23 protein-coding genes are annotated in these 23340 nt (G+C 49.8%); 9 read left to right on the top strand and 14 right to left on the bottom strand.

The features are described 5' to 3' along the window. Positions 1-147 precede the first annotated feature (147 nt). Positions 148-366, top strand: coding sequence for a hypothetical protein (locus tag SG35_RS21635; protein WP_152646553.1), 219 nt, complete (start codon positions 148-150; stop codon positions 364-366). Positions 367-506: 140 nt separating this feature from the next. Here SG35_RS21635 and prfH read toward each other — a convergent pair whose 3' ends face one another. Both prfH and SG35_RS21625 read right to left on the bottom strand, forming a co-directional pair. Beyond that, complete coding sequence (gene prfH / locus SG35_RS21630) at positions 507-1124, bottom strand: peptide chain release factor H (protein WP_044832077.1); 618 nt, start codon at positions 1122-1124, stop codon at positions 507-509. Then, a complete protein-coding gene (locus tag SG35_RS21625) occupies positions 1124-2272 on the bottom strand; it encodes an RNA ligase RtcB family protein (protein WP_044832078.1) in 1149 nt (382 codons plus the stop codon). The genes prfH and SG35_RS21625 overlap by 1 nt, the downstream gene beginning before the upstream one ends. Positions 2273-2850: 578 nt before the next feature. Between SG35_RS21625 and SG35_RS21620 the strand changes: the two genes are divergently transcribed. Then, positions 2851-3045 carry a YwbE family protein gene (locus tag SG35_RS21620; RefSeq protein WP_044832079.1) on the top strand — a complete coding sequence of 65 codons (195 nt, stop codon included), beginning with the start codon at positions 2851-2853 and terminating at the stop codon, positions 3043-3045. Between the two features lie 181 nt (positions 3046-3226). Beyond that, a complete protein-coding gene (locus tag SG35_RS21615; RefSeq protein ID WP_274055223.1) occupies positions 3227-3958 on the top strand; it encodes a substrate-binding periplasmic protein in 732 nt (243 codons plus the stop codon). A gap of 80 nt (positions 3959-4038) precedes the next feature. Here the strand turns inward: SG35_RS21615 and SG35_RS21610 are convergent, their stop codons facing one another. Together SG35_RS21610 and SG35_RS21605 are read right to left on the bottom strand one after the other, a co-directional pair. Further along, the gene (locus tag SG35_RS21610; protein WP_044832081.1) at positions 4039-4557 is read right to left on the bottom strand and encodes an Hcp family type VI secretion system effector; all 519 of its coding nucleotides are present in this window, start codon (positions 4555-4557) and stop codon (positions 4039-4041) included. Between the two features lie 249 nt (positions 4558-4806). After that, positions 4807-7704 carry an insulinase family protein gene (locus tag SG35_RS21605; protein WP_044832082.1) on the bottom strand — a complete coding sequence of 966 codons (2898 nt, stop codon included), beginning with the start codon at positions 7702-7704 and terminating at the stop codon, positions 4807-4809. A 298-nt stretch (positions 7705-8002) separates the two neighbouring features. Between SG35_RS21605 and SG35_RS21600 the strand changes: the two genes are divergently transcribed. Continuing rightward, the gene (locus SG35_RS21600) at positions 8003-9292 is read left to right on the top strand and encodes an alkaline phosphatase family protein (protein ID WP_044832083.1); all 1290 of its coding nucleotides are present in this window, start codon (positions 8003-8005) and stop codon (positions 9290-9292) included. Between the two features lie 63 nt (positions 9293-9355). Here SG35_RS21600 and SG35_RS21595 read toward each other — a convergent pair whose 3' ends face one another. Beyond that, the gene (locus SG35_RS21595; protein ID WP_044832084.1) at positions 9356-10465 is read right to left on the bottom strand and encodes an oxidoreductase; all 1110 of its coding nucleotides are present in this window, start codon (positions 10463-10465) and stop codon (positions 9356-9358) included. A 115-nt stretch (positions 10466-10580) separates the two neighbouring features. Here SG35_RS21595 and SG35_RS21590 point away from each other — a divergent pair, with 115 nt between their 5' ends. Further along, on the top strand, positions 10581-11480 hold the full coding sequence (locus SG35_RS21590) for a LysR family transcriptional regulator (protein WP_044832085.1): 900 nt from the start codon (positions 10581-10583) through the stop codon (positions 11478-11480). Here the strand turns inward: SG35_RS21590 and SG35_RS21585 are convergent. The 3 genes from SG35_RS21585 to SG35_RS21575 all read right to left on the bottom strand — a co-directional run bounded on the left by SG35_RS21585 (position 11477) and on the right by SG35_RS21575 (position 14961). Then, positions 11477-13171, bottom strand: a complete 1695-nt coding sequence (locus SG35_RS21585; protein WP_053042928.1) for a methyl-accepting chemotaxis protein — start codon at positions 13169-13171, stop codon at positions 11477-11479. The two genes, SG35_RS21590 and SG35_RS21585, sit on opposite strands and share 4 nt — an antisense overlap. A 150-nt stretch (positions 13172-13321) precedes the next feature. Beyond that, the gene (locus tag SG35_RS21580) at positions 13322-14014 is read right to left on the bottom strand and encodes a DUF6064 family protein (protein WP_044832086.1); all 693 of its coding nucleotides are present in this window, start codon (positions 14012-14014) and stop codon (positions 13322-13324) included. Continuing rightward, a complete protein-coding gene (locus SG35_RS21575) occupies positions 14014-14961 on the bottom strand; it encodes an aldo/keto reductase (RefSeq protein WP_236702557.1) in 948 nt (315 codons plus the stop codon). Before SG35_RS21575 ends, SG35_RS21580 begins: the two co-directional genes overlap by 1 nt. A gap of 323 nt (positions 14962-15284) precedes the next feature. On the opposite strand from SG35_RS21575, the gene SG35_RS21570 reads away from it, so the two are divergent. Both SG35_RS21570 and SG35_RS21565 read left to right on the top strand, forming a co-directional pair. Next, positions 15285-15872 carry a hypothetical protein gene (locus SG35_RS21570; RefSeq protein WP_044832087.1) on the top strand — a complete coding sequence of 196 codons (588 nt, stop codon included), beginning with the start codon at positions 15285-15287 and terminating at the stop codon, positions 15870-15872. Positions 15873-15978: 106 nt separating this feature from the next. Next, entirely contained in the window at positions 15979-16590 is a 612-nt protein-coding gene (locus tag SG35_RS21565; protein ID WP_044832088.1) for a hypothetical protein, read from the top strand. Here the strand turns inward: SG35_RS21565 and SG35_RS21560 are convergent. The 3 genes from SG35_RS21560 to SG35_RS21550 form a co-directional block, all read right to left on the bottom strand. Continuing rightward, positions 16567-17523 carry a metallophosphoesterase gene (locus SG35_RS21560; RefSeq protein ID WP_044832089.1) on the bottom strand — a complete coding sequence of 319 codons (957 nt, stop codon included), beginning with the start codon at positions 17521-17523 and terminating at the stop codon, positions 16567-16569. The genes SG35_RS21565 and SG35_RS21560 overlap by 24 nt on opposite strands. 59 nt (positions 17524-17582) lie before the next feature. Continuing rightward, positions 17583-18425 carry a DUF6279 family lipoprotein gene (locus SG35_RS21555; RefSeq protein WP_044832090.1) on the bottom strand — a complete coding sequence of 281 codons (843 nt, stop codon included), beginning with the start codon at positions 18423-18425 and terminating at the stop codon, positions 17583-17585. Positions 18426-18594: 169 nt separating this feature from the next. After that, positions 18595-19389: a sporulation protein gene (locus SG35_RS21550; protein ID WP_044832091.1), complete on the bottom strand. Its 795-nt coding sequence runs from the start codon at positions 19387-19389 to the stop codon at positions 18595-18597. Between SG35_RS21550 and SG35_RS21545 the strand changes: the two genes are divergently transcribed. Further along, the gene (locus SG35_RS21545) at positions 19388-19579 is read left to right on the top strand and encodes a hypothetical protein (RefSeq protein ID WP_274055222.1); all 192 of its coding nucleotides are present in this window, start codon (positions 19388-19390) and stop codon (positions 19577-19579) included. The two genes, SG35_RS21550 and SG35_RS21545, sit on opposite strands and share 2 nt — an antisense overlap. Here SG35_RS21545 and SG35_RS21540 read toward each other — a convergent pair. The 3 genes from SG35_RS21540 to SG35_RS21530 all read right to left on the bottom strand — a co-directional run bounded on the left by SG35_RS21540 (position 19552) and on the right by SG35_RS21530 (position 22836). Then, positions 19552-20229 carry a hypothetical protein gene (locus tag SG35_RS21540; protein ID WP_044832092.1) on the bottom strand — a complete coding sequence of 226 codons (678 nt, stop codon included), beginning with the start codon at positions 20227-20229 and terminating at the stop codon, positions 19552-19554. The genes SG35_RS21545 and SG35_RS21540 overlap by 28 nt on opposite strands. 148 nt (positions 20230-20377) lie before the next feature. Further along, positions 20378-20980, bottom strand: coding sequence for a TetR/AcrR family transcriptional regulator (locus SG35_RS21535; protein WP_236702558.1), 603 nt, complete (start codon positions 20978-20980; stop codon positions 20378-20380). Positions 20981-21072: 92 nt separating this feature from the next. Then, entirely contained in the window at positions 21073-22836 is a 1764-nt protein-coding gene (locus tag SG35_RS21530; protein ID WP_053042930.1) for a methyl-accepting chemotaxis protein, read from the bottom strand. A gap of 270 nt (positions 22837-23106) precedes the next feature. Between SG35_RS21530 and SG35_RS21525 the strand changes: the two genes are divergently transcribed. Then, complete coding sequence (locus tag SG35_RS21525) at positions 23107-23277, top strand: DUF3545 family protein (RefSeq protein WP_084692641.1); 171 nt, start codon at positions 23107-23109, stop codon at positions 23275-23277. The last annotated feature ends 63 nt before the right edge of the window (positions 23278-23340 follow it).

Genomic DNA, 23340 nt, shown 5'->3' with positions numbered 1-23340 from the left:
GCTTTTTTATATCCGCAGATTATAGCCGGGCTTGTGGTATGTTGGCTTGGTTTAACCATAGAGGGGGGGATGAGATCTTTCCTGATAATAGTTTTTTTGAGTTTAACTTTAAGTGCATGCAGCACAAGGGACAATAAAGCCGAAGTAGTGACTCTTAACCATGACATTTGCCAGTGCTATGACTGGGGCAAGGTCGAGATGCTGGTCAGCCCCCACCTGGACGATTTTTTGATGACGGCTCTGGTTATGCAGGGGCAAAGTGCCAATTACCATACTGGCGAAGCGGCATCCCAGGCGATAGCAAATGTTAAGGATGAGCAAGTACGGGCTATTTTAGCGCGTATTCTTGCCAGCAACTGTGACTGATAGTGAAACCGGAGGCGCAGTAACCCGGCCCCCGCTCCTGGTTGAGCAGGAAGGGCTGATGTTTACTGCGCGGCGACGGCATTACATGATGTGCTCCTGTTAAGTCCTGTACTTGTTGTTGTGGTGGTGATGAATACGTTTTACCCTACCGGGACGAATTTCTCGCCTTTAAAGGTTTTTACCGGGTTGCCCCTTTGCAGCTCCAGATGTTGTTGCCAACGTGCCTGCTCCTGCTGCGACATTTGCTGCTGCTTTTGTGATGCCAGCTTTTGTCCTATCAGGGCGATAGCCAGGCGTTTATTGGCATGCTGGCTGCGCTCGCTTTGCACCCGCACCGAAATGCCGCTGGCGTTATGGGTTGCCCGTACCGCAGAGTCGGTGGTGTTGACATGCTGGCCGCCGGCTCCCGATGCCCGGCAGGTTTTAAAGCTTATTTGTTGATCCAGGCTTGTTTCATTTACCTCGAACATTTGCCCGCTGAAAAACCAGTTTTTACGCTTGTGTTTAGCCCGGTAGGGGCTTTGGCAAACCCAGAGCATAACCCCCTGCCAGTTAGCCGCGACTTGTTTGGCCTGCTGACCGTTAAGCTGCAGCAATACAGATTTAAAGCCGGTGGCTTCCTTATCGGCTTCCCGCGTTAGTACTGCCAGTTTTATCTGGTATTGCCGGCACTCTTTCTCCAGTGCTTTGAGTGCCAAAGCCACGGCGGTGCAGCACTCTTGCGGTCCCTGGCCCGCGGATAATTGCAGTAAGATCATCAGCTACAGTCTCCGTGGGTTTTAAAGGTTAATACCGGGCGCAGTCTGGCGACGACTTCCAGCAAACCGGCATCTGCCATATCGGCAACCACAGATTCGCATTTTTTATAGGCCTGGGGCGCTTCATCATAAAGCAGCTCTTTATTGCCGCAAATAACCCGGCTGCCCAAAGCGGTTTTAACCAAATCGTCCTTTTTGTATTTATGGCTTAACCGCCCCTGGCAGTCGCCCCGCTTCCATTTTCGTCCCGCGCCGTGGGCCAGGGAGTATAAGCTTTGCTCCGAAGGCTGCGGTTTCACCAGATAAGTGTAATCGCCGCGTGAGCCGGGAATGACCACATAACCCAGATCGCTGGGGGTTGCTCCTTTACGATGCAGGTAACCTGACTGGTTATCCAGGGCTTTAGCCGTGACCAGGTTATGGTTAACATCTAATACCAGATGGCCTTCGCTCCTGGCTGCTTCGAGAAAGCGCCGGGCGATGAGTTCCCGGTTAAGCTCGGCCCAGCGCACCGCTTCGTCATGTTGTTGCATATAGTGCTGACAATCTTCGCTGCCGGCTATCAGGCCATGGTGATTAAACTGCCGAATATGCTCCACTAAAATCGACTGCCCCAGCCCCCTGGAGCCGGAGTGCACCAAAAGTTGCAGCTGTTTTTTGTCCAGGCCCAGTGCCTTAAGCGCTTTGGCATCATAAACCTGATCTATTGCCTGAAATTCGGCAAAGTGGTTGCCGCCGCCGATCGTGCCCAACGACAGGTCAAATGCCTGGGTGGTGATGTCTTTCTCACCTTTGCGTCTTTTGACCACCTCGCTCCAGCTCTCATCCAGTGGCGCTTCTACCCGGTCAAATTTTTTCATGAATTTATCCAGGTTGATTTTGCTGACTTTCAGCGAGCTTTGCCAAAGGGACATGCCGCAGCCGATGTCATTGCCCACCAGGGCCGGATAGATTTTATTCCGGGTGTAGAAGGCTGCCCCTATCGGATAACCCCGGCCGGGATGCAAATCCGGCATACCGGCAACGCGGACCATACCGCTTAGTTCGGCTGTTTTTTTAAGTTGTTGTATTGCCGCACCTTCGATCCAGGTTGTTTCGGATGCGATCAAAGATACCTGTTCAGTAATTGTTTGGACGTTTGTGCCCATAGACCAATTCCTTCATTGTTTTTATGTTGAAAAAAGTAATGAAAAAGCAGGTCTGGCAGTTCTAAAAAGAAGCCGTTAAAGCGCAGGGGAAACGGATTGTTATGATTTGGCTCACAGCTTTTTTAAAAGCGGGCCGGGCATACGTTTCTTAGCGGTTAAGACCTGCAAAGGATAATAATGTAATTGTCATGATTTTTTTCTCCTCTACAGTTAATCGGGTGAATAAGGTGAGTGTTTTTTACACTAGGGAATGAACGGGCGCATGATAATGGCTTTATCTTGACAAAGCAAACAGTTAATGAAAATAATCGTGAAAAATTATCCTGCGGATGTTTGTTGGGAGCCTTGGTCTATGGTGAAGGGGGGATTATATTGGGGGCTCCTGATGTGCAGCACAGCCATATATAAGGGGGTTACCAAGGCAGCCTGGATAAGGTTGAGCAGGCATTCAGGTCTTGGTGATGGCTACAGCGCCCTGCAATATGGACTGAGTTTAGGTGGGTTATATTCATTTCTCCCGGGACAGGCAGAAGTGTTACTATGGTTTATTATATTTTTAGCTGTGAGTAAGGAAAATTATGTCCGGCAACAACAGGAGCGAGATAAAAGTCGGTGCCAGGGTCTCAATTGTTTTAAAGCAAGACCAGCGCAGCGGCAAACTGACCCAAGGGGTGGTAAAAGATATCTTAACCAAATCCCCTAACCATCCCCATGGCATTAAAGTTCGGTTGCAAAGCGGTGATGTTGGCCGGGTAAAAAACATAGAGGATTAAGTTTTAAGCGGCGGCGGAGCTGTCAGGGCGCTATTTCCGTTTTTCCCGGTCTTGTCAGTTCCTGATCTTTACTGCGGTTAATGTTATTTTCGCCCTATAACGGCTATTCCCGCTTGCTTTAATCATGCTAACATAAGCCTATTCTTTCTCATTTATCCGCAAAACAGATGCGCGAAAGTTGTTGAGATTTTATATGGTGGTCAGGGGCTTTATCCGGCTTATAGCTTTTAGTTTTATGTTTTTCGGCGCTAAGCTTACTGCCGCCCCTTTGGTGTTTGTTCTGCCGCATTTTCCTCCTTTTGCTTACCTTGACCAGGGCATAGTTCGTGGTATCGCCGTCGATAAAGTGGTACCTGTGTTAGAGGCTTTAGAGCTGGATTACCAACTTACCCTAGTGCCGAATTACGGCCGGGCGCTTGAAGAAGTCAAGCAGGGGCGGGCCGTGGGATTTTTTCTCGCATCCGAAAATGCACAGCGCAACAAGGTGGCTCGCTTTAGCCAGCCGGTGATGCTCAATAACTGGAGCTGGTTTTACCGGGCAGATCTTAAGGAGATAGCGACGCCTGCACCTGATTTTTCAGCGGGGGTTACCATAGGCACTATACCCCATACCAATACCGGCTATTGGTTGAAAAAACATAATTATCAATATCAGGTGGATGGTATTGATAATCTGCTCAAGCTGACTTTTGAACAACAATGGCTTGATGCTATTTTTGTTGCCGAAAAGGTCTTTTTAACGGCGGCGAAAAAGCACGGGCTGGAAAACTCCCGTTACCGGCAAACGATTGCCCTTTCAAAACCTTTTGGCATTTATATCAGTAAAGCTTTTTTAGCGTCCTCGCCGGGATTTTTATCCCGGCTAAACCGACAAATTGCTAAACAAACAGGCGTGCAAGGCCCATTGCCATAAAAGGGGGTTACTAAGGCATCCCCCTGGATGGAGGCTGTTTCGCCGCTGTGACATGTGTCTGGTTGAACTGTGCCCGGTGGCTATTTTTGCCTTTGCGGCACGTATTCAAATTCTACCGCCTCAAAATTCAGGCTGAAACTCTCCATGGGCACTGTGTCTCCTGCGTTGTTGCTGCCGGGGGCAATACTGTAGCTGGTGACTATCACATTGGTGAGCTTATACCTGAGGTAGGGTTCGCGTCCGCGGCGTTTTGACGCGACCACATCGATTATTGCTTCCTCGAAATGGCTGTTGCTACCCGCACAGGAGGCTTGCTGCAGCTTGACCGAAGACTTATCCAGCTCCCTGACAATCACCACATCTCCTAAGCTGGTATCGCCTCTGTCAGCAAGAGCAAGCTGGCATTGTCCCGCAGAGTCGGTACTCGCCTGGGCCCTGAACAGCGGTGAATTCATGGATTCAATGATAATCCAGTCCTTGTGTTCATTGTCGGTTGCTTCACCTTTGATATCGCCAAGTTTCATAAAAGCGGCACCGTTGGCATTGGTGACTATGCATAAGCTGATAACAAAGGCGGTAATGAGTTTTTGAATAGACATGATCACACCTCACTGGTTGGTATTAAAATATCAGGTGAGTACGGCAATTAACTAGCTGTCTCTTAAAGTAATGCTTCAAGAAAACAGCTCCTTTGCATTCATGGCATCTGTTTTAGAGGGCCGGACAATAACGGCAGAGCACCCGTGAAGGTTAACTTTTTTAGTATAGACGTATATGGCAGCACAGGGGGGAAGCTAAGGGGGTAGCCCTGATGCCGCAGCATCAGGGCGTTATGGCACTAGTGCGGATTAACCGCGGGTTTTATCCGGGGCGACCCGGGTCCAGCAGGTTTCTTTGCGGCAGACCGAATTGTCCTTGCTGGCATTTTGAAAGTCCTGATCCCTGTGGGCCTTGCCGAAGTTACGGCTGATCAGGCGCTTTTTCATCGGCGCCATCAGCAGGCTTTCATAACTTTCGACCAGCTCCTGCTTGCTCATGGCTGAGATGGCAGCGGCTAACTGCTCTCTCTTGTCGAAGTTGTCAAAGCCGTCACCTAACTCGGCCCATAATCTGCGGGTGCGCTCAAGCAGGTTTTTATCCTGGCGTTTGATGTTGGTGATCAGTCCGGTTTTGTGCTCGGCAAACTCTGCTTCCGTCATGGCCTTGACCACGGCAAACTGCTCCAGGATAAACTGGTCGATGCGTTTTTGCAGCTCTTTCGGGCCCACCTTGGAGGACTGGACATAAAAATTCAGCGTCGGCATATTTTCAATTTCTCCGCCGCCGGCATGCACCACATAACCGAGCTGTTGCCGGGTACGGATATCATTGAAAAACGCGGCGGTGAGCACCTGTCCCAGCATCCGGGTTTGTTTTAATCCCGTCAGCGAGGTTGGCGCCGGATAGGCGATGGCGATGGCCGAGTCCTGGTGTTTGATATCCATTTCGATGACGGCTTCTTCACCCGGGGCCAGCTGGCGCAGGTTCAGCCGGTGCTGCGGAGCGGTTTTTGCCGAGCTTAAGAAGCTGTCGGCAAAGCTCTGGCCTAAGGCGATGGCTTCGGTTTTATCCGTGTTGCCGTGGGTCATGACTTTTAAGCTGACCTGAGACAACATTGCCTGCATATAGCGGGTTAACTGCTCCAGGGTGACAGCCGCCAGTGCCTCGCCTTTGACCTTGCTGGAGAAGGGATCTTCACCAAAGGCCCGTTTCATTTTGCCGGCAACCTGGCGGATGGGACGGTCAAGGGCGGAATTTTTCCACTTCCTGAGCAAGGTGTCTTTGACCAGGGCAAATTTTTCTTCGCTGATGTCAAACCGGGTGATGGTGTCGTTAATGGTTTTGATCAGCTCTGCCTGTTTGTCGTGGTAACCGTTTACGCTATAACCTAAGCCCTTATCCGAGGCGAACAGGCGGTAATCCAGGCCGGCGGCTTTGGCATTAAAGCCATAGGTATTTAACTTGTCTTCGATAAGTTTGCTGGCCAGGGTCAGCATGGCCCGGTTTTCACTGCTGTTGGCGGCAAGCGGCGATTCGATACGCATAAAGACGCTGGCTTTAGGCATGTCAAAGCTGGTGTCCTGATAGTGCCAAAGTTTGATGCCTTGTTTATCCACCAAAAGTTCGGGACGGCTGTTGCTGTGTTGCTCTTTCAGCTGGATATCTTCGGCGATAAAGGGGTTTAGCGGCGGCAGTTTCATGTCCGCATAGGCCCGGGTATTGTGCCATTGGTCCAGTTTGGCTTGCGGCAGTTTATTGACCGAATAGTTCACATCGTATAAAGGTTCGTTTTTGTCTGTGCTCACCCCCGGGGCCACCAGGGTTTGCTGCATATTGTGCGGGTTAAGCTGGGACAGGTATTGCCGGGTTAAGGCTTCGTTAAAGCCGCTGTAGGTGTAATGTATGTCCAACAAATGTTTTGCCGGTGTTTTTTGCAATACCGGGGATAAGCGGTATACGGTGCGCATCGGGCTGACTTTTTCCTGGAAGGTAAAGTCGAGTGCGGCAATATTTTTGATTTCCCGGTAATATTCTTCCTTGATCCCCTGTTGTTTGATCAGGTCGATATAGGCGAAGATCTCCCGGGTGATGTCATCTACCCGGGTTAAACCTTTTTCCGTCAAGCTTAACGAGATTTGAAAAGCATCAACGGCATCGTCATTTTCAACATAGGTGCCCAAAGACTCCACCAGGCCCTGTTGGTTTAAGCGCTGGTAAAGGGAGTTTTCGCCTTCATGGCCCAGCAAGTGGCTGAGCAGCCGGGTGGGTTTTTCATTGGCATATTGCTGGGTATCTTCAATTGGAAAGGTTAATTTCAGGCTGCGCATTTCCCGAAGCGGTTCGATCAATACCCGGGTGGCCAGCTGCTCCTGACCTAAAAAGTCTGTCGGCAGTTTCGGGGCGGCCAGGCCGTTATTTTTAACGGCGCTGAATTTTTCGGTGACCGATTTTTCTATCTGCGCCAAAGGCTGGTTGGATAATACCACCAGCGCCATGCGGTTTGCCGAGTAGTGGCGGCGGTAAACTTCCATCAGGTCGTCGTATACTTTATCATCGCCGCGATCGGCTAAAGTGTCTAAGTTGCCGACACTGAACATGCTGCGCGGGTGAGCAGGGTTTAATGCCTGGCGGCTGGCTTCCCGGCTTCTGCGGTCATCTTGCTTTAATTTCAGGGAGTACTCCGAGTCCACGGCATTTTTTTCCCGCTCGACAAACTCGGGATCCATGGTGGGGGCGATAAAAAACTGGGCAAAACGATCTAAGGCCTGGTCGAAGGCGTCATTGCTGACATCAAAAAAATAGTTGGTATCTTCTGTTGAAGTGTAAGCGTTCGAAGCGCCGCCATTTTTCTTGAGAAACTCGTTATACTCCCCGGCATCCGGATATTTTTCCGTGCCCAAAAATAACATATGCTCTAAAAAGTGCAGCAGGCCGGCACGGTCTTTGGGGGCGTGATAGGCACCGACGGAAACATCCATGGCGGCGGCCGATTTATCCGCTCTCGGATCTGAAATCAGCAATACTTTTAAGCCGTTCTTTAGGGTTAAATAGCGATAATCTCTTTGATCAGCCGGGCTTTTAATTATCTGCTGACTATTGGTGTCCGGCTGGGGCCCTGTGTTTGCCTGATTGGCGGCCTGGTGCTGACAACCCGCCAGTGCAGCGGTTAATGCCAGGGCCAGAATGGCAGGTTTGAAATGTTTCATCGCTATTATTATTCCTTGTAAATTTGTGGTGATATCTTGCCTTTTAAAGAAGTTACCGCAGAGCCTTCTTCAGCAAAAAGGGCTTTTAATAACAAAGGATAAGGGATCAAGGCTTTGATGGTAATCTTTAATTGTAAATCTTTGTGATAATTGCTTTTTAGCTATTAAGGATTTAAAGACAAAGAGGGTTTTTCCAAATGCCTGTACCTGAATTCCGCTTGCCGGATAAATCAGTGATAGGCCTGCCTTGGATATTCGGGTAAGGTAGGGGAAGATTCTTTATTTTAGGTAGTTATAAATGTCGTTTATCTTGTCCCGGCTAAAGTGGTTTTTAGCTGTTTCCCTGGTGCTGTTGGCGGGTTGTTCGCAATCAAAAGTGACCTCTGTCCACTCAGTCAATCCCGTGGTGCTGATTTCGCTTGATGGTTTTCGCTATGACTATATTGAAAAATACCAAGCGAAAAACCTCAAGGCCCTGGCCCGGGGCGGGGTACGGGCGACGAGTATGCAGCCGAGTTATCCGACAAAAACCTTTCCCAACCATCTGACTCTGGTAACCGGTATGTACCCGAGCAACCACGGGCTGGTGCACAATGACTTTTATGATGTTGAGCTTGACGAGGTTTATGATATGGGCAAGGCAAAGGAGCAGCCTTTATGGCTCTGGGGCACGCCGCTATGGACCCTGGCCGAGCAAAACAATGTTCGCAGCGCCACTTTCTTCTGGCCGGAATCCGATGCAGAAATTGGCGGTATCCTGCCCAGTTATTATCATGGCTATAATAAATCGACCCCCTACCAGGAGCGTATCGACGGCATTATCGACTGGTTAAAGTTACCACCAAGCCAGCGGCCAAGTTTTATTACCGGTTATTTTTCCCTGGTGGATGACATGGGACACGATTTTGGTCCGGAATCGCAGCAGGTACAGGATGCCGTGGCCATGCTTGACGGTTATATCGGCCAGCTTAAGCAGCGCCTAGATGAATTGCCTTTTGAGGTGAACCTGGTGGTGGTGTCGGATCACGGTATGGTGAAAATCAATAAGCAAAGTAAGATCGACTGGCAAGCGCTGGATGACTTTAGCGGTTACAAGGTCGTGAACGGCTCAACCCAGTTGATGTTGTATGCGGATAAAGCTATCAGCCAAAGCAAGATTGCCGAAGACGTAAAGCGGCTGAATGCAAAAAGCATGGGCCGCTACCGGGTTTATGCCAAAGAAACGATCCCTGAGCGTTTACATTATGGCGGCAGCCACCGTATTGCCGATATCCTGCTTGATGTTGCGCCGCCCGCGACCTTTTCCGATACAAAATGGCTTGATGATGCGGTGGGGGGCACCCATGGCTTTAACCCTTACCGGGTGAAGGAAATGGCAGCCATTTTTATTGCCAACGGGCCGGATTTCAAACAGGGACTGGAGATCCCCAGCTTTGAAAATATTCATGTTTTCCCTGTGCTGGCGAGTATTTTGGGCTTACCCATTCCCGAGAATATCGACGGCGACCTGGCGGTCCTGGCGCCGATATTGGCTCAGGACGGCAAAAAAGCGGCGTCTGCCAACCTGGTCACCCGGGCCGAGCAATAATAAAGGCGCTGTGATATAAGCGCTTGACTGCCTGTTTCATCCATAAGCAGGCAGTGTCTCTCCTCAACTTACGCTGTCTAAATAACGGCTGGCATTTTCGAGATTGGCAATCGGTTTAAAGAGGTCGTAATCAAAAGCACGCAGCGCCTGGCCGTATTTGATCGCATCGACCCAGTTTGGGTTTGCCAGGGCGGCGCGGCCGATGGCGACAATATCAGCCTGTTGGTGTTTAATAACGTCCAACGCCTGCTCGCCTTCGACGATGCCGCCATTGGCAATGACCGGCAAACCAGAGTAATGCTTTGCCAGTGCCGCCAGCGAAGGGCTGTTGGCAAAAGCCGGTGCCCATGCCTGCGGCTCTGTGGTATGGATATAGTCGACCTGGCTGTTTTTGGCCAAGGTGAAGGTTTGCCATGCCGCCTCGATAGCTTCCGGCCAGGTGTGTTCGTTGTCGTTGACTTTTTTCTGGGAAAAACGCACCCCGACGATAAAGTTATCACCTACCGCAGCTCTTACCGCCTGTAATATTTCCCGGTAAAGGCGTAAGCGGTTTGCCAAAAGGCCGCCGTATACATCGCTGCGCCGGTTGCTGTAGGGGGTGAGGAACTGATCCAACAGGTAACCGTTGGCGCCGTGTATTTCAACGCCGTGAAAACCGGCGGATTGGGCAAACAAGGCGGCTGAGACAAAACCCTTGATCACCTCACGGATATCCTGCATTGTCATTTGCTCTGGCAGCGGATATTGCCCCTGGCCGTAATAAAAAGGCATTTGCTGGCCCAAAGGCCTGACAGCAGAAGGCCCGCGGGTATGATCCTGGTATTTATTGTACTGCGACAGGGCGCCGCCGTGCATCAGCTGGGCAATGAGCAAGGTACCACTGGCGTTAAGGGAGGAGAGTAAGGGTTGCCAGCTCTTTGCCTGCTGGATATCCGACAGGCCCGGTTGGTTGCGGTATGCCTGGCTATAGCGTTTATCGGTATACAGGCCTTCGGTGATGATAAGGCCAAAGCCGCTCTCGGCAAAGCTTTGGTAATATCGTGCCATTTCCGTGGTCATCAAACCGGCCTTATCGGCACTGACCCGGGTCATGGGGGCGATGGCTAAACGGTTTTTTAGGGTGTAAGCGCCGATTTTTTGCGGGCTAAACAGGACTGAATGTTCAAGTGTCATGGTAACGGCCTGGTTGCTTTAAAGTGGAGTAATTTTGACACTCGACTAAAAGATTGAGAATATCGCTTTAAATTGAAAGATTAATAACTTTTAGTTAATAATTGTTGGCATGAAGATGGTGAAAATAAACCAGTTAGAAAGCCTGAAGGTGATGAAAGCCGTGGTGGAAGAGGGCAGTTTTACCGGGGCGGCTAAACGGCTGGAGATCTCCGCAGCCCGGGTATCTAAGGCGATAGAGCAGTTGGAAGTTACCCTGGATGCGGTTTTGTTCAAGCGCAGCACCCGGCATATGCAGGTGACCGACAGCGGTGAGCGCTGTTATCAAAGCGCCTTATTGCTGCTGGGACAATGGCAAAACCTGCAGCAGGAATTGGCTCAGAAGCAGCAAAAACCGGCGGGGAAAATTCGCCTCGGGCTCCCGATGACCTGGGGCCTGGAAGTGTTTGCCCCGCTATTAAGCGAATTTATGCAGTTATATCCCGAAATTGAGTTTGATACCCGGCTCAGTGATCAGCAGGTGAATGTGCTGGCGGGGGATTATGATCTGGTACTGCGCCTGACCGGGCAACTGGCGGACTCAAGTCTGTTATGCCAGAAAATTACCGGTTACCGTTTTGTGGTGTGTGCCACCCCCGAATACCTGGCGCAATATGGCACCCCGGAGCAGCCGGCCGATTTGGCCCGCCATGCCTGTCTGATGTATCATCTGCCGGGCATGGCAAAAAAGTGGCAGTTTTATCAGGGGGATAAAGTGCTTGATATCTACCTTGAGCCCAAGCTGGTGGCCAATAACAGCTTATTGATCAAATCGGCGCTGTTAAGCCACCAGGGACTGGCCCATATCCCGGAATTTATCGTGGCGGATACACTGGGGCGGGATCAGGTTAAAGAGGTTTTAACCGGATATACGACCCCGGCGTTAAACCTCTATGCCCTAAGGGCCAAAGAGCACAGCCTGTCATACCGGATGCGGGTGTTTATTGCTTTTTTACGTGAGCGCCTTGCCAGTGCTTAACTGTCGCTATGGTTGACCAAAGCGGTTAAATGCTCGGATAAGGCGATAAGTTTATTGCTTTGTTGCACCGTGGCCTCTGTGCCGCTCAGGGTTTTCCGGGCATCTTTTTCAACGGCGTCGAGGTGGCACTTTATATCTGCCAGGGTCATATTTTGCTGTTCAGCCGCTGCGGCAATTTGGTTGTTCATATCGCAGATATTGGCCATGCTGGCAGTGATGGTGGTTAAGAAGTGCTCGGCTTCGACGGCGTAATCGACCGACTCATTTGCCCGTTTGCTGCTTTGGCTCATCGCCGCCGCTGCCTGGCCGGAGTCGTTTTGTAAGTCGTTTACCAGCTGATTGATTTCTTTGGTTGCCGCCTGGGTGCGCTGTGCCAGGGAGCGCACCTCGTCGGCCACCACGGCAAACCCTTTACCCTGGTCACCGGCGCGGGCGGCCTCTATGGCGGCATTAAGGGCCAATAAATTGGTCTGCTCGGCGATGCCGTCTATGGTGGTGACAATATTGCCTATGGTATCGGTTCTCTGGTGCAGCCGGGTGATGGCAAGGCCGGTTTGGCTGATATTTTGCTCAAGCGCCTTGATGGCACTCAGGGTATTTTCGACTTTTACCTGTCCCTGCAATACGGCATCGTTGGCGCTGACCGAGGCCGTTGCGGTATCGGAGGCGCCAGCGGCGACCTCTTCACTGCTTTGATGTAGTTGCGACAGTGCCGTGACCACGCTGGTAAGGTTGAGCAGCCTTTCATGGGTGTTTTGTTTGGTCTGTTCGGCTATGGTTGCGGTTTGCCCGGAAGCGGATATTAAGGTTTGTGAGCCTAGTGACAGTTCCTGCATGATATTGGCTAATATCTGCATCAGATCATTAAAGTTAGCCGCCAAAATGCCGATTTCTCCCGCCTGTTTATCATCAAAGCGGGTGGCTAAGTTTGCCTTGTTGCGGGCTAAGCCTTCGATGATGTCCCGGGTACCCAGGTTCAGCTGGCTTAACGGCGCCGAGACCTTAAGTTTGAGTAAGACAAAGGTAATGGTAAAAGAGAGTACCAGCAGCAGGATAAAGTAAAAGGTCGATAAATAACCGTTTTTTGATGCCGTTGCCAGATACTCTTTTAGGGGAATGCTTACCCCCAGGGCGCCGATAAGCAGGCTTTTTTCAGTGGGGATGCCATGGCAATTGGCACATCCCGGGTGCATATCGCTGGTCAGGGGCACGGCAAAGCGGTAATAGCGGTCGGATATATCGGTAACGGCATCGCGGGAGCCGCTATAAAATGTCCGCAGGGTTTTGTGTTCAAATTCTCCCCGCGCCTGGGTATTTTCCTGTCCCTGGGGCGCTACCTTAAGCAGCTTGGCATCGGTAAATAAGCGCACCCGGCTGTGTTTGTCGCCAAAGTCATGGGTAACCGCCCGGTCTACCGCGCTGATGGTGCGCTGCCAGTCGCTTTTGATCGCTTGCCTGGCAGCTTCGTCGGCGGCTGCCAGGTATTCGTCATTAAAGCGCACCGTGGAAACGATAAACATTTGCGCGGCTCTGTCGATCAACTCTTTGGCTTTACCGGAGACTTCCTCTATTGCCATGACCCTGCTGTTATGGATATTGAGGTAGCCAAGGATCAGGCTGGAGCATAAACCGGCTAAAATCAAGATGACGATGACCTGGCCGTTAATGGTTTTTGGCTTGATGATACTCATATTTTGTTTCACTGCTGGCTGATTAAAGGGCGTTTCGATAAAGGGAGCACCGGCTTTCCTGCATCAAGCTTTGCAGCCTAAAGCAGGCACAAATAAGATACTCGGTGAAAGCTAGGCTTTTAGCTGGTGGTGATATTTAGCGGTATAAAATTATTTATGTTTGGCGGCGTTTTTTACGCGGTAAACGATAGCGGGAAAAACCTTGAGAAGGCCTACCAGCAAAGGCATGCCTGCCAGCAGCAAGCTTTGTTTGAATGCCATCATCCAGGCCATAGCGGCGCTGAGCAGACACCAGAGCAAGGGTAAGAGCAGGTAATAGCGGCTGCGGCTGTTTGTCATCAACAACAGCCCCAGGGTTGCCAGGCAAGTGGCATCGGCGCCGACACCGTAATAGTCGGCGCTTTGCCGGCCCTGATGCCAATAGGCGGTGAGGGCGGGGTAAAGCAATAAAACAAACAGGTAAATAAACAGCCCGGCATAACCTACAGGAGTGAACGGGGCTTGATAGTGAATTTTATTCTTAATGACGCCCCAAAAAAACAGCAGGGCAGCCTGCAAGCTAAAAAGCAGGGCAAAAGCCGGCGCCGCCCAATTGATCGTGCTGAAGTAGTGGTAGTGAAAAACTAAACCCACCCATAACCAGTGACATGCCAGGCTGAGGTTAACCAGGCGATTTCGGTGCAGGTAGCGTGATTTTATCAGTACCAGGTTGACGGCGCCGAGCAATAAGGTGAACAGAGGTAACGGCCAGACTGCCTGGTTGTAGTGAGTTATCAGGCGTGAATAGCTTTCTGGCATAAACATCAAAAAGTCAGATAAATACAAAAACAGCTGTTCAAGCATCAGATGCCCTGTATGTCATTGAGCATTTTTGCCCTGAATTTTTCATCCGGCATGGCGCCCCTGAGCGCCGCCATATTTTCCTGCATATGCGCCACCTGGCTGGTGGCGGGGATGGCACAGCTGATATCCGGGTGGGAGATGATAAACTTCAGGAAATATTGCGCCCAGTGATGGCAATCTATTGCCTGGGCGGATGCGGGCAAAGTTTTTCCCTGGACGCGGTGAAATAATGCTTTGCGCTGGAAAGGGCGGTTGGCGATCACTGCTATGCCTTTTTCCCGTGCCAGCGGCAATAACCGGGATTCGGCTTCCCGGTCAAGGACATTGTAGGTCAGCTGGATAAAATCCAGCTCCCTGGTTTGCATGATTTTTTCCATCTGCTCGTGGCGGCGGCCGTGGGAGGTGGTGATGCCGATATATTTTATTTGTCCCTCTTGTTTTAATTGTTCTAAACTCTCCAGGTGCTTTTCCCAGGACAGCAGGTTGTGGACTTGCATCAGGTCTATTTTATCCACCCCCCACAACTGCTGTGAATCATGTATTTGTCTTACCCCGCTGGATTGAAAAGGGGTCCAGACTTTAGTCGCCGAAAAGTGCTTGTTTTGCCGGTTTAGTTGTTCCAGGCAATAACCAATCACTTCCTCGGAAGAGCCGTACATAGGGGAGGAGTCTATCAGGGTGCCGCCGCCGTTAAAAAATGCCCTTAGGATCTGCTGGCAATTTTGCCTGGCCCCTTGATCCTGGCCGACATTAAAGGTCATCCAGCTCCCCATGCCTATGGCCGGGAGTTTTTCTCCCGTAGCGGGAATAACCTTAGTGAAAAGCCGGGATTTGTCTGCCGGGAGGGGTTTTGCCGATAGCAGGGAGAGCGGGCTCAGGCATATGCCTGTTGCCAGGGAAGCGGCCGATAATTTGATAAAGTCACGCCGGTTTTGCTTAATCATCATTTAACCCCTTTTGCGCTGTTTCCCTTATCCCTCATTTTACGCTAGTTGGCGGATAGTTGGCAGAGACTTGGTCTATTTTGCGCCAAAGTGACGGGATCAGCAGATAAACGGCAAAGGCATAAATTGCGGACCAAGTGCCGCTTTTACTTTATTCGAGAGAAAGCGCCGCTTGCCCCCTATATTCGACCAAGTTTTTCACGGTTTATCTCCTTATATTGGCTTAAGTTTATTGCCCGGCAAGATCTCCGGCTTAAAAAAGCGTGCTTTTCTTTGTTAATGCACAAGGAAAAGTAGCCCCTGAAACTGATTTTAAGGATATTTTCATGCCAGTACCCGAAAACCCGGATTTTAGAAATAGCAATGCGATCCCTGTCTGGAGCCGCATCAATGAGCAGATTACCCGGGAACTCAAAGCCGACAGCCAGTGGATGAATAAAACCTTCAGGGAAAGTAAAAAAACACTCAGGGAAGCGGGGCTGAAAAAAGCGGCGCGCTCGGGCAGTGCTTTTGCGCTTTCCCATATTCCGGTGATCGGCCCGGTGTTAAGTAAAGTGATTGGTTTTATTCCGGCAGAAGCAAAAAATGACGGCAAAGAGCTGCAAATGGCTTCCTATTATGTGGACCGTATTGACAGCCATTTAAAAGATTACTGGGCGAGTAAATCCCCGGACGGCGGTAACGGTTATGACGATCAAAAGAAGCTGGCGGCATTTAAAAACATTTTGATCAATATCATCCGGGCGTCGGTTGAGCTGGAAGTGGCGCAAAGAACCATAGATGAAGTGAAATCTTCCATCGACAGCGGCTACCAGCAGCTGTTTGCGATTTTAGAGCAGGATGCCAGCGTCGATATCTGTAAGCTGTTGCCGGTGATTGAAATAGAAATGACCGAGTTCAAGCGCAATTTATAACTTAGCCATGTGGCGAGCCCACCTTCTCCCGGGGTCAGTCCCGGCGTTGATAAATCCGGGGGGAGGGCCATACTTAAGCCTAGGTTTTAACTTGGCAGGAACAGATATGTTGGCTGGGGCCTGGAAATATTCTTTTATCGGTTGCCTGGTGTGCCTGTCGGTGATGGTGAATGCCCGGGAGTTGCCGCCGGAAGCCTTTATTGCCGCGGGCCTTGAAAAGCAGGTTTCACCGGGTCAGGCGACGACTTTTAACGGGGTTTATATTGCGGCGCGCAAGAGCCTGTTTACCTCCCTGGTGCTCTTTGGCCAATGGCGTTTTTTACAAGACAGTATCGCGAACAATGATTTTGAATTGCAGCAGCAAGAATTGCAGCTGGGATACCGCTTATATGGCTACGGCGATGTTTTATGGTTACTCTCTCTCGGGGGTCAGCGCCAGCAAGTTAAACATGATGCCCGCGGCTTTCATAGTAAAACCTCAGAATACGGCTTGATGGCGGCCATAGAAGGCAAGTACCAATTTAATTTTCAGCAAGAGATGTCATTTGCCTTGCAATACCGGGAGCAGCAGGACCATGAACGTTACGGTTTCAGGGCCGGTTATTATTACCGGCCGGCAGTTCACTGGCAGTTCGGTGTCAACCTGACCTTAGGTTATAACCATAAATTTGATCATGATCTCAATGAATACCGATTAATTGTCCGCTACCTGTTCTAGTGGCAGGGAGAACATGTGTCTGGGTCCATCCGGGGTTACCGGGATCACATACATGCTCTCCTGACTGATAAACAAGCCAAAGCCGCCGTGGCTTTTATCGCCATAAAGATTCTCACCGCAGGAAATCCCGTGCACAGGCGCTCCGCCGCCGCCGCTGATTAAAAAAGCCGTGCCCTCCCGGCGGGGTAACAGTTGCAGGTTGTGGTCATGACCGGATAAATATAGAGGCACCCGGTACTGCTTGAGCAACTGGTAAAAACTGCCCTGTAACTCTTCGGTGCCGTCATACTTGCCGCGGGAAAAAATGGGATGATGGCCGATCACCAGGTTGAGCTGATTTTCCCGGGCGCTAAGCTGGTTTTGCAGCCAGGCCAACTGCCCTGTCTGTACCAGGCCAAAGGTGAAAGGTGTGGTATCTGTCGCCAGCAGGTTAACTTGCCAGTTGAGATCGGGCTTGGACAGGGATTTGAGATAATAGGGCTCGGGGTAATGCAGGGATTCAAACCCGGCGGCGAAGGAGATTAACGCCTGGATACTGCCGTCATGGTCATGGTTGCCTGCCACGAAATACCAGGGAAGGGGGGAAAGCCCCTGATAAACAGAAGTAAATTTACTATAAGCATTATCATCGTCAGCGCTGTCCAGGCCGTTCGGGTAGAAAATATCTCCGGTATGGATAATGCCGTCCAGCGGATAGTTCAGGTGGTAACCCTCTAAAAGTGCGGCAGCACTTTGCTGGTTGGCATCTCCGGTGCCGGTATCGCCGATGACAAAAAGATGAAAGCCGTTTTGCTGGAAGATCGCCGGGTCAAAGGCAAGCTGATCTTGCAGGCATAGTGTTTCATTTGCCGTACTTTCTTTGCCGTCGTCGTTACAGCCGTACAGGTAAAGGGCAGGGCAAAGGATAAGGATGAACAGGAGTTGCTTTAGCATAGGCTTGTCAATATTACTCAGGGAGAAGTGGTAACCTGATCATTTTAGCTGTTTTTATTTTATTCTTCCTGCAGTTCTGTCAGATCTTCAATCAGATCAGTAAGTTTATGGTTGAGGCGCCTTTTTTGTTTTACGGTTAAGCTCGCGTGCAAGTCTGACATCAGCTGTGCCCTGAGTTGGCGGTTGACGGCCCAGGTCCGGGTAAGCTCCGGGGGCCTGAAGCGCTCAGGTTCAGTTAATAATTGTAAAAATAACGGTTTGAAATCCTGGCTTTCCCGGTCAAGCAGTAAGGCTTTGGCCCGGGCCTGCCAGTTGCGACGGTACTGGATAAAAGACTGGAAACTTGATATGTGTTGCCGGCTATAGTCGGCAATGAGTTGTTTTTGCGCCTGGTTGAGTTTGCCGGTCCAGGGTTTGATTCTGTCTGTTAATTCTTTCGCCCTGAGTCTGCTTAAGGCTTCATGGCTCTTGCCGGCCCTTTCTTGCTGCCATGCTTGCGTCTTCTGCTCCAGGGCAGCAAAAAGCTCCTCGATTTGTTCATTGCTAAGCTCCATCGCCAGCTCCAGCAGGTCCGGGCTTAAGGTGTTTCTAAAACGGAACCAGTGCTCTCTTGCCAGCTGACTGTGATGTAACCATAGCCGGGGCGTCAGCACTTCTTCGCTGATAGCACGCTTTAGCTCTGTTAACTGGGCCTGATAACTGGCTAATTCGGTATTTTTATGCCAGCTGAGCCATAGCTGCATTTTGCCGTCGAAGCGTTTTTTCTGGCTTTTGGTTAAGTCGACATAATCGTCCAGGTACCAGTGGATCAGCCAGTCGATATTGTTATAAACAAACTGGGTTGAACAGCCGCTCAGCGCTAAAGGAATGACGAATAAAAAAACAAACAGCCGCTTTTTCATTTGCAGTGCTTTTCCCCCTGTCAGCCGTTGATATTTTTACTTTAGCTAAGGGTTGGCGCTTGGGATAGAAATTTTATTTACAAAATATGTCGGAAGGCGTGGTGCCGTCAGCTTGGCTTATATTGTTACCAGGAGCCGTTTTTCTGCTCCTGGTAAGGGGGATTGCCGATCAGCAGTTGCTATTGATGATATCGTAGATATCTTCGGCGAGGGAGTCCAGGTCTTGCTCGCTTATCACCATGCGGGCATTGGATTCATCCAGATCCAGGGCTTCTTTGAAAAAGCCCATAAAGCCCCTGGCTTTGCGGTCAATTTCAAAAATAATTTCCAGTTGCTCGCCCCGTGGGAAAAAGACCACTTCCACTTCATCGAGTTTTTTATGGAAATCCCCGGAAATGGTTTTAAATTCCAGCTCTTGTACAAAAGGTAACCGGGAGAAAGTGGCTGATTCGATACCTTCACAGTCGGCCTCATAAAGTTTAAAACCAATGGCTTCCAGGGCATGGATCACCGCCAGCTGCAAATGGCTTGGCACAACCTGCAGATAATCTTTATCGGATTTATCCAGGGCCATTTCTATATCCAGGTTAGTGTCTATCCAGGTCTTTGAATGGCCGACCGTCAGCGGGGCATCTTCAGATAAGGTAAAAGCAAAAGGGATCTCTTTCACTTCGCCCGGGGTAATCGTGAAGGTCTCTTCTATTTTAAAGCGATCCAAGATGTGCTGTCTGACTTCTGTGATGGTTTCACTGTTGCCTTCTGAGTCTTCCCGCTCGATTTCCACCGTGTAGTTACACAGCAGGTCTAAATCGATTTTATTGATATTTTGCTCGGTTTTACCGCCGGTGATTTTGACTATGCCACAAACTTCTCCCCCCGGTTCAATCTCAGTGTTTGCCAGCTGGGTATCTACTTTGGCCGCGCCTATGCCGACGGCGCCAAGGACTTTGTTAAAAAATGACATGACAGCTCCTCTCTATGTCTTATTCTGGTTATTTATCTTGTTGTTCTATTTAAGCTGTAATATGGCTATTGTTTTTAGTTTCAATACCTTGTTTACCTTTCGTTACAAATACCGGCAAAGCGGCTTTATTATCGCCGCCCGCAAAAGCCGCTCCCGGGAGTATCAACCGCTGAAATCCTGGGTTTCGTAATATAAAGGTTTGATGGTGCCGCAATGGAAAAATTTATAATGCAATTCGGACTCTTTTGGCGTGGCCGAGCTGGTATTAAATTTTAACAGGCAGCCGGCGACTGCATCTATAACCAGCAAATGATCAAAACTGGGGGCTTTCTGGATTTTATGGATAAGCAATTTATAATTTTTTCCCAGGTTGACCGCGTCATATTCCTGCATTTTGCCGGAAGGGGCGAGTTCAACTAAGGTGCGGTGATAGAGTTTCCTGTCGAAACTAAGCTCTTTGCTTTTATAGGTGAGCGTGCCGCCGCGCTTATAATGTCCTATGTAAACATCCGCCTTGATGCTAATTGACTCTCCCCGCATTAGGCGTTGTAAATTAAAAGGTTTGGGTTCTATGGTAATGAAGTCGCCATCCCTGACCAGCTGTACCAGGGCAACATCTTTTACCTTAAGTTTGTAGACTAACTGATGATTTTTCGGGGCCTGGTAGGAAGGCAAATATGAAGCGAGAATGTCTGAGCCGTTATTGACTAAGACCATGGGATGAATCCCCATGAACTTGGGATCTAAGGGCGGCAGTTCTTTGGCCTCTTTGGCGGCAAAAACCTGTGCTGTTAGCAGAAGCAGTAATCCCAAGATGAAGTGTTTGCAAAGTAAACTCATAGTTGGCCCCAATTGATTTTAGCTAAAAGGCGGTTTCCCGGCTGTTATTATATCTTCGAGCTTGCTCAGCTATTATTGACTTGCTTTGCCGGGAGAACAAGTTTCAGCCTGCTTTAAATGGGATTTTCTTGTTGATTTGTTTCCCGTGTTAAATGTTAGCTTGTCGGAGCGGGTGGTTAATTAATGAGGCGGCCAGGGGTTTAATATCCCGGGCAGCGCTTAATTTGGCCTGTACCTTAGCGGTAGTGATCGCCCCTTCTTTGAGGAGGCAAAGGCTGTCCGTGAGCTGGTTGCTTTTGTTTTCATCGGCCTCAAAGGCATCGACATGGGGTTTGATTATCGCGCGGACATGGCTTTTATGTTGCTGGCAGGCGGCATAAATCAATGAATCTTCCCGGCCGTATTCGGCGCTGGCATTGATAAAAAAACAGCCGTTGAACTCGCCCATGGCCGGGCTGCGGTTGTTAAACCAGCTGTCAAGGGCGTCAAATATTGCGAGGATCGCCGCTTTTCCGGCGGGAACAGCATCGAGTTGCTGCTTGAACCAATCAATAAAAAGTTGCTCCCGGTAATGCAGGCAGGCGAGAATTAAATCGTCTTTTGATGAAAAGTGATGATAAAGGGTTTTTTTGGCGATACCGGATACTTTAAGGACTTCATTGATGCCCACGGCATGTATGCCCTTGCGGTAAAAAAGCTTCATGGCGGTTTGGATTAATGCCAGCTTTTTACTGTTTATTTCGGTTTTCATTCTTTTCGGCATGGCTGTCGGCAGATGAAGTTATCTTGTCACAGCAACACTGCCGTGTCTATCCAAGTCAGGCTAAGGCCTGCTATATAGGATCAGTCCTGGTTATGGTCCAGCTTGAAAAAGGCAATGGACGCCACCAGGCTGTTGACCTGGGCCGACATTTCTTCGGCGGTACTGGCAAGTTCTTCCGAAGCCGAGGCGGTTTGCTGTGAGCTGTTGTTCACCTGATCCATGGCTAAACTGATTTGGTGGGCGCCGCTGGTTTGCTCTTCCGAGGCGGAGGTGATTTCCACCACCAGATCGGCGGTTTTTTGAATATTGGGTATGCTGTTGCTGATCAGCTTGCCGGCATTTTCCGCCACTTCAGCACTGCTAGCGGCCAACTTACTAATCTCCTGGGCCGAGCTTTGACTGCGCTCCGCCAGTTTCCGCACTTCTTCGGCCACGACAGCAAATCCCCTGCCATGGCTGCCGGCCCGGGCGGCTTCTATGGCGGCATTTAATGCCAGTAAATTGGTTTTGTAGGCGATATCTTCGATTAAGGCGATTTTATCGGTAATGCTTTTCATGGCGGATAAGGTTTCCTGCATCGCGGTTTCACCTTTATTTGCCTGCTCGGCTGCTTCTGTTGCCGTGGTGTTGGTCAGCCTGGCATTGCCGGCATTTTGCGTGATGGTGGTATTCATCTGCTCCAGTGATGAGCTGGTTTGTTCGACGCTGATCGCTAAGTTTGAAGAGTTCTGGCTCAGGGTCTGGGCGGTGATACTGACTTCCTGGGAAGCGTTTTTCATGGCCTGGGCGGTTTCAAGAATTTCGGCCAATACTCCCTGGATTTTCTCAATAAAACCGTTTATCGAGCGGGCGGTTTTTCCTATTTCATCCCGGCCAAAGTCCGGCAGGCGGTAGGTGAGATCGCCGTCGCCATCACGTAAATCATCAACCGCCGTCAACATTTGTGCCACCGGGCGGGTAATAGAGCGGGCAATGAAAAAGATCATGGTTATTATCGCGGTAAATAACAGCAGGGAAAGTAACAGGTTGAGCCTGAACAGGGCTTGCTCTTTCGTTAACAGTGCCTGTTCACTGTCCCGGCTCAGGCGCTGCAGCAGGCCTTCGGTTTTATGCACGGTTTCGCGCATTTGACCCAGTATGCCGGAGTTACTGTCGAGCCCTTTGTTTTTGCTGGCGATAAATAAGGCGTTAAAGTTTTGCTGATAGCTGTTGATATATTGTGTTAATGCTTGTTTGCTTTGCTTTTTATGCCGGCTGCTTGCTATTTGGGCAAGCAAGGTCTGGCTGGCGTCTGCCAGTTTATCGGCATATTTGCCATCAAGTCGTAACAGAAAGTCTTTTTCATGGCGCCGCAAGGTAAGCATACCGGCGAGTAAAGCCTGATCTTTTAAGGTATTGATGGCGTTTTCAGCCTGGTGCACGGCATCTCGCAGGTTGCCGTACAAGGCATCTTTGGCGTGTAAACCAATTTTTTGCTGGACCGAGACTAAAGCGTTAAAGTGCTTGTTATATTCTTGAATAAAGCGGCTGATCTGCCTGGCTTGATCAGTTTCCATGTTATTGGCGCTTAATTCGGGAATAAGTCGCCCCAGCTGATTATTGAGGGTTCCCAGGTTATCAGCAAAGCGGGTGTGGTATTTCAATGCCTTTCTTGCGAGAAAGTCTTTTTCATGGCGGCGCAACATTAACATGCTATTTTCGATGCGCGCTACCTGGTTTTTTATTTCTCCGAGCCGGTGGATGCTGGTGGCGGTATACTGGCTTAGCCAGCCAAGAGAGCAGATGGTGATAACGACTAAACCCGATAGCAATTGAAATTTTTGCTTGATGCTCGGTGATGACATGACCCATACCTATGGCAAACATCCGCCGGTAGTAATGGCTAATTGTAGAAGATGTCGTTAAATCCTGCGAATCTGGCTTCTTCAGGCCATTTCCCCTGTAAGCTTATGGTTTTTTTACCCGGGTAAATACCTGGTTTTGCCCGTGTTTTTTCACCCTTTTGCGGCCAGGATTAACAGCGGTGTCAGTTCATGTAAATGTCATATTAAGATAACAATACTGTCATATTGGCTATTTACAGTGGCTTTATCTTGCACAGGTGAGGAAAGATAATGAAATTCAATAACTGGGAAGAGTTCGACGATATTTACGGTGATGAATCGTTAACTGAGCAGAAGAAAAATAATAAAACCCGCAAAAGGAAATGGCGTGAGATTGAAGCGATAAAGGAAAAACAGCGCTTGCGCAGGGAGTTGGCGGAATTCTATCACGAAGCTTTATAGTTGCCGGAGCAAGGGCTTAACTGAAATTTAGTCAAGCCCTTGTCTGTTTAATATTACCCGGTT

The sequence above is a fragment of the Thalassomonas actiniarum genome, assembly GCF_000948975.2.
Taxonomy (GTDB): domain Bacteria; phylum Pseudomonadota; class Gammaproteobacteria; order Enterobacterales; family Alteromonadaceae; genus Thalassomonas; species Thalassomonas actiniarum.
This window is presented reverse-complemented; position numbering and strand designations above follow the sequence as displayed.

Coding starts and splice junctions, on each gene's coding strand:
- prfH (WP_044832077.1), bottom strand. CDS start 1,124: ATGATCTTACTGCAATTATCCGCGGGCCAGGGACCGCAAGAGTGCTGC.
- SG35_RS21625 (WP_044832078.1), bottom strand. CDS start 2,272: ATGGGCACAAACGTCCAAACAATTACTGAACAGGTATCTTTGATCGCA.
- SG35_RS21620 (WP_044832079.1), top strand. CDS start 2,851: ATGTCCGGCAACAACAGGAGCGAGATAAAAGTCGGTGCCAGGGTCTCA.
- SG35_RS21610 (WP_044832081.1), bottom strand. CDS start 4,557: ATGTCTATTCAAAAACTCATTACCGCCTTTGTTATCAGCTTATGCATA.
- SG35_RS21605 (WP_044832082.1), bottom strand. CDS start 7,704: ATGAAACATTTCAAACCTGCCATTCTGGCCCTGGCATTAACCGCTGCA.
- SG35_RS21600 (WP_044832083.1), top strand. CDS start 8,003: ATGTCGTTTATCTTGTCCCGGCTAAAGTGGTTTTTAGCTGTTTCCCTG.
- SG35_RS21595 (WP_044832084.1), bottom strand. CDS start 10,465: ATGACACTTGAACATTCAGTCCTGTTTAGCCCGCAAAAAATCGGCGCT.
- SG35_RS21590 (WP_044832085.1), top strand. CDS start 10,581: ATGGTGAAAATAAACCAGTTAGAAAGCCTGAAGGTGATGAAAGCCGTG.
- SG35_RS21585 (WP_053042928.1), bottom strand. CDS start 13,171: ATGAGTATCATCAAGCCAAAAACCATTAACGGCCAGGTCATCGTCATC.
- SG35_RS21580 (WP_044832086.1), bottom strand. CDS start 14,014: ATGCTTGAACAGCTGTTTTTGTATTTATCTGACTTTTTGATGTTTATG.
- SG35_RS21575 (WP_236702557.1), bottom strand. CDS start 14,961: ATGATGATTAAGCAAAACCGGCGTGACTTTATCAAATTATCGGCCGCT.
- SG35_RS21570 (WP_044832087.1), top strand. CDS start 15,285: ATGCCAGTACCCGAAAACCCGGATTTTAGAAATAGCAATGCGATCCCT.
- SG35_RS21565 (WP_044832088.1), top strand. CDS start 15,979: ATGTTGGCTGGGGCCTGGAAATATTCTTTTATCGGTTGCCTGGTGTGC.
- SG35_RS21560 (WP_044832089.1), bottom strand. CDS start 17,523: ATGCTAAAGCAACTCCTGTTCATCCTTATCCTTTGCCCTGCCCTTTAC.
- SG35_RS21555 (WP_044832090.1), bottom strand. CDS start 18,425: ATGAAAAAGCGGCTGTTTGTTTTTTTATTCGTCATTCCTTTAGCGCTG.
- SG35_RS21545 (WP_274055222.1), top strand. CDS start 19,388: ATGACAGCTCCTCTCTATGTCTTATTCTGGTTATTTATCTTGTTGTTC.
- SG35_RS21550 (WP_044832091.1), bottom strand. CDS start 19,389: ATGTCATTTTTTAACAAAGTCCTTGGCGCCGTCGGCATAGGCGCGGCC.
- SG35_RS21540 (WP_044832092.1), bottom strand. CDS start 20,229: ATGAGTTTACTTTGCAAACACTTCATCTTGGGATTACTGCTTCTGCTA.
- SG35_RS21535 (WP_236702558.1), bottom strand. CDS start 20,980: ATGAAAACCGAAATAAACAGTAAAAAGCTGGCATTAATCCAAACCGCC.
- SG35_RS21530 (WP_053042930.1), bottom strand. CDS start 22,836: ATGTCATCACCGAGCATCAAGCAAAAATTTCAATTGCTATCGGGTTTA.
- SG35_RS21525 (WP_084692641.1), top strand. CDS start 23,107: ATGAAATTCAATAACTGGGAAGAGTTCGACGATATTTACGGTGATGAA.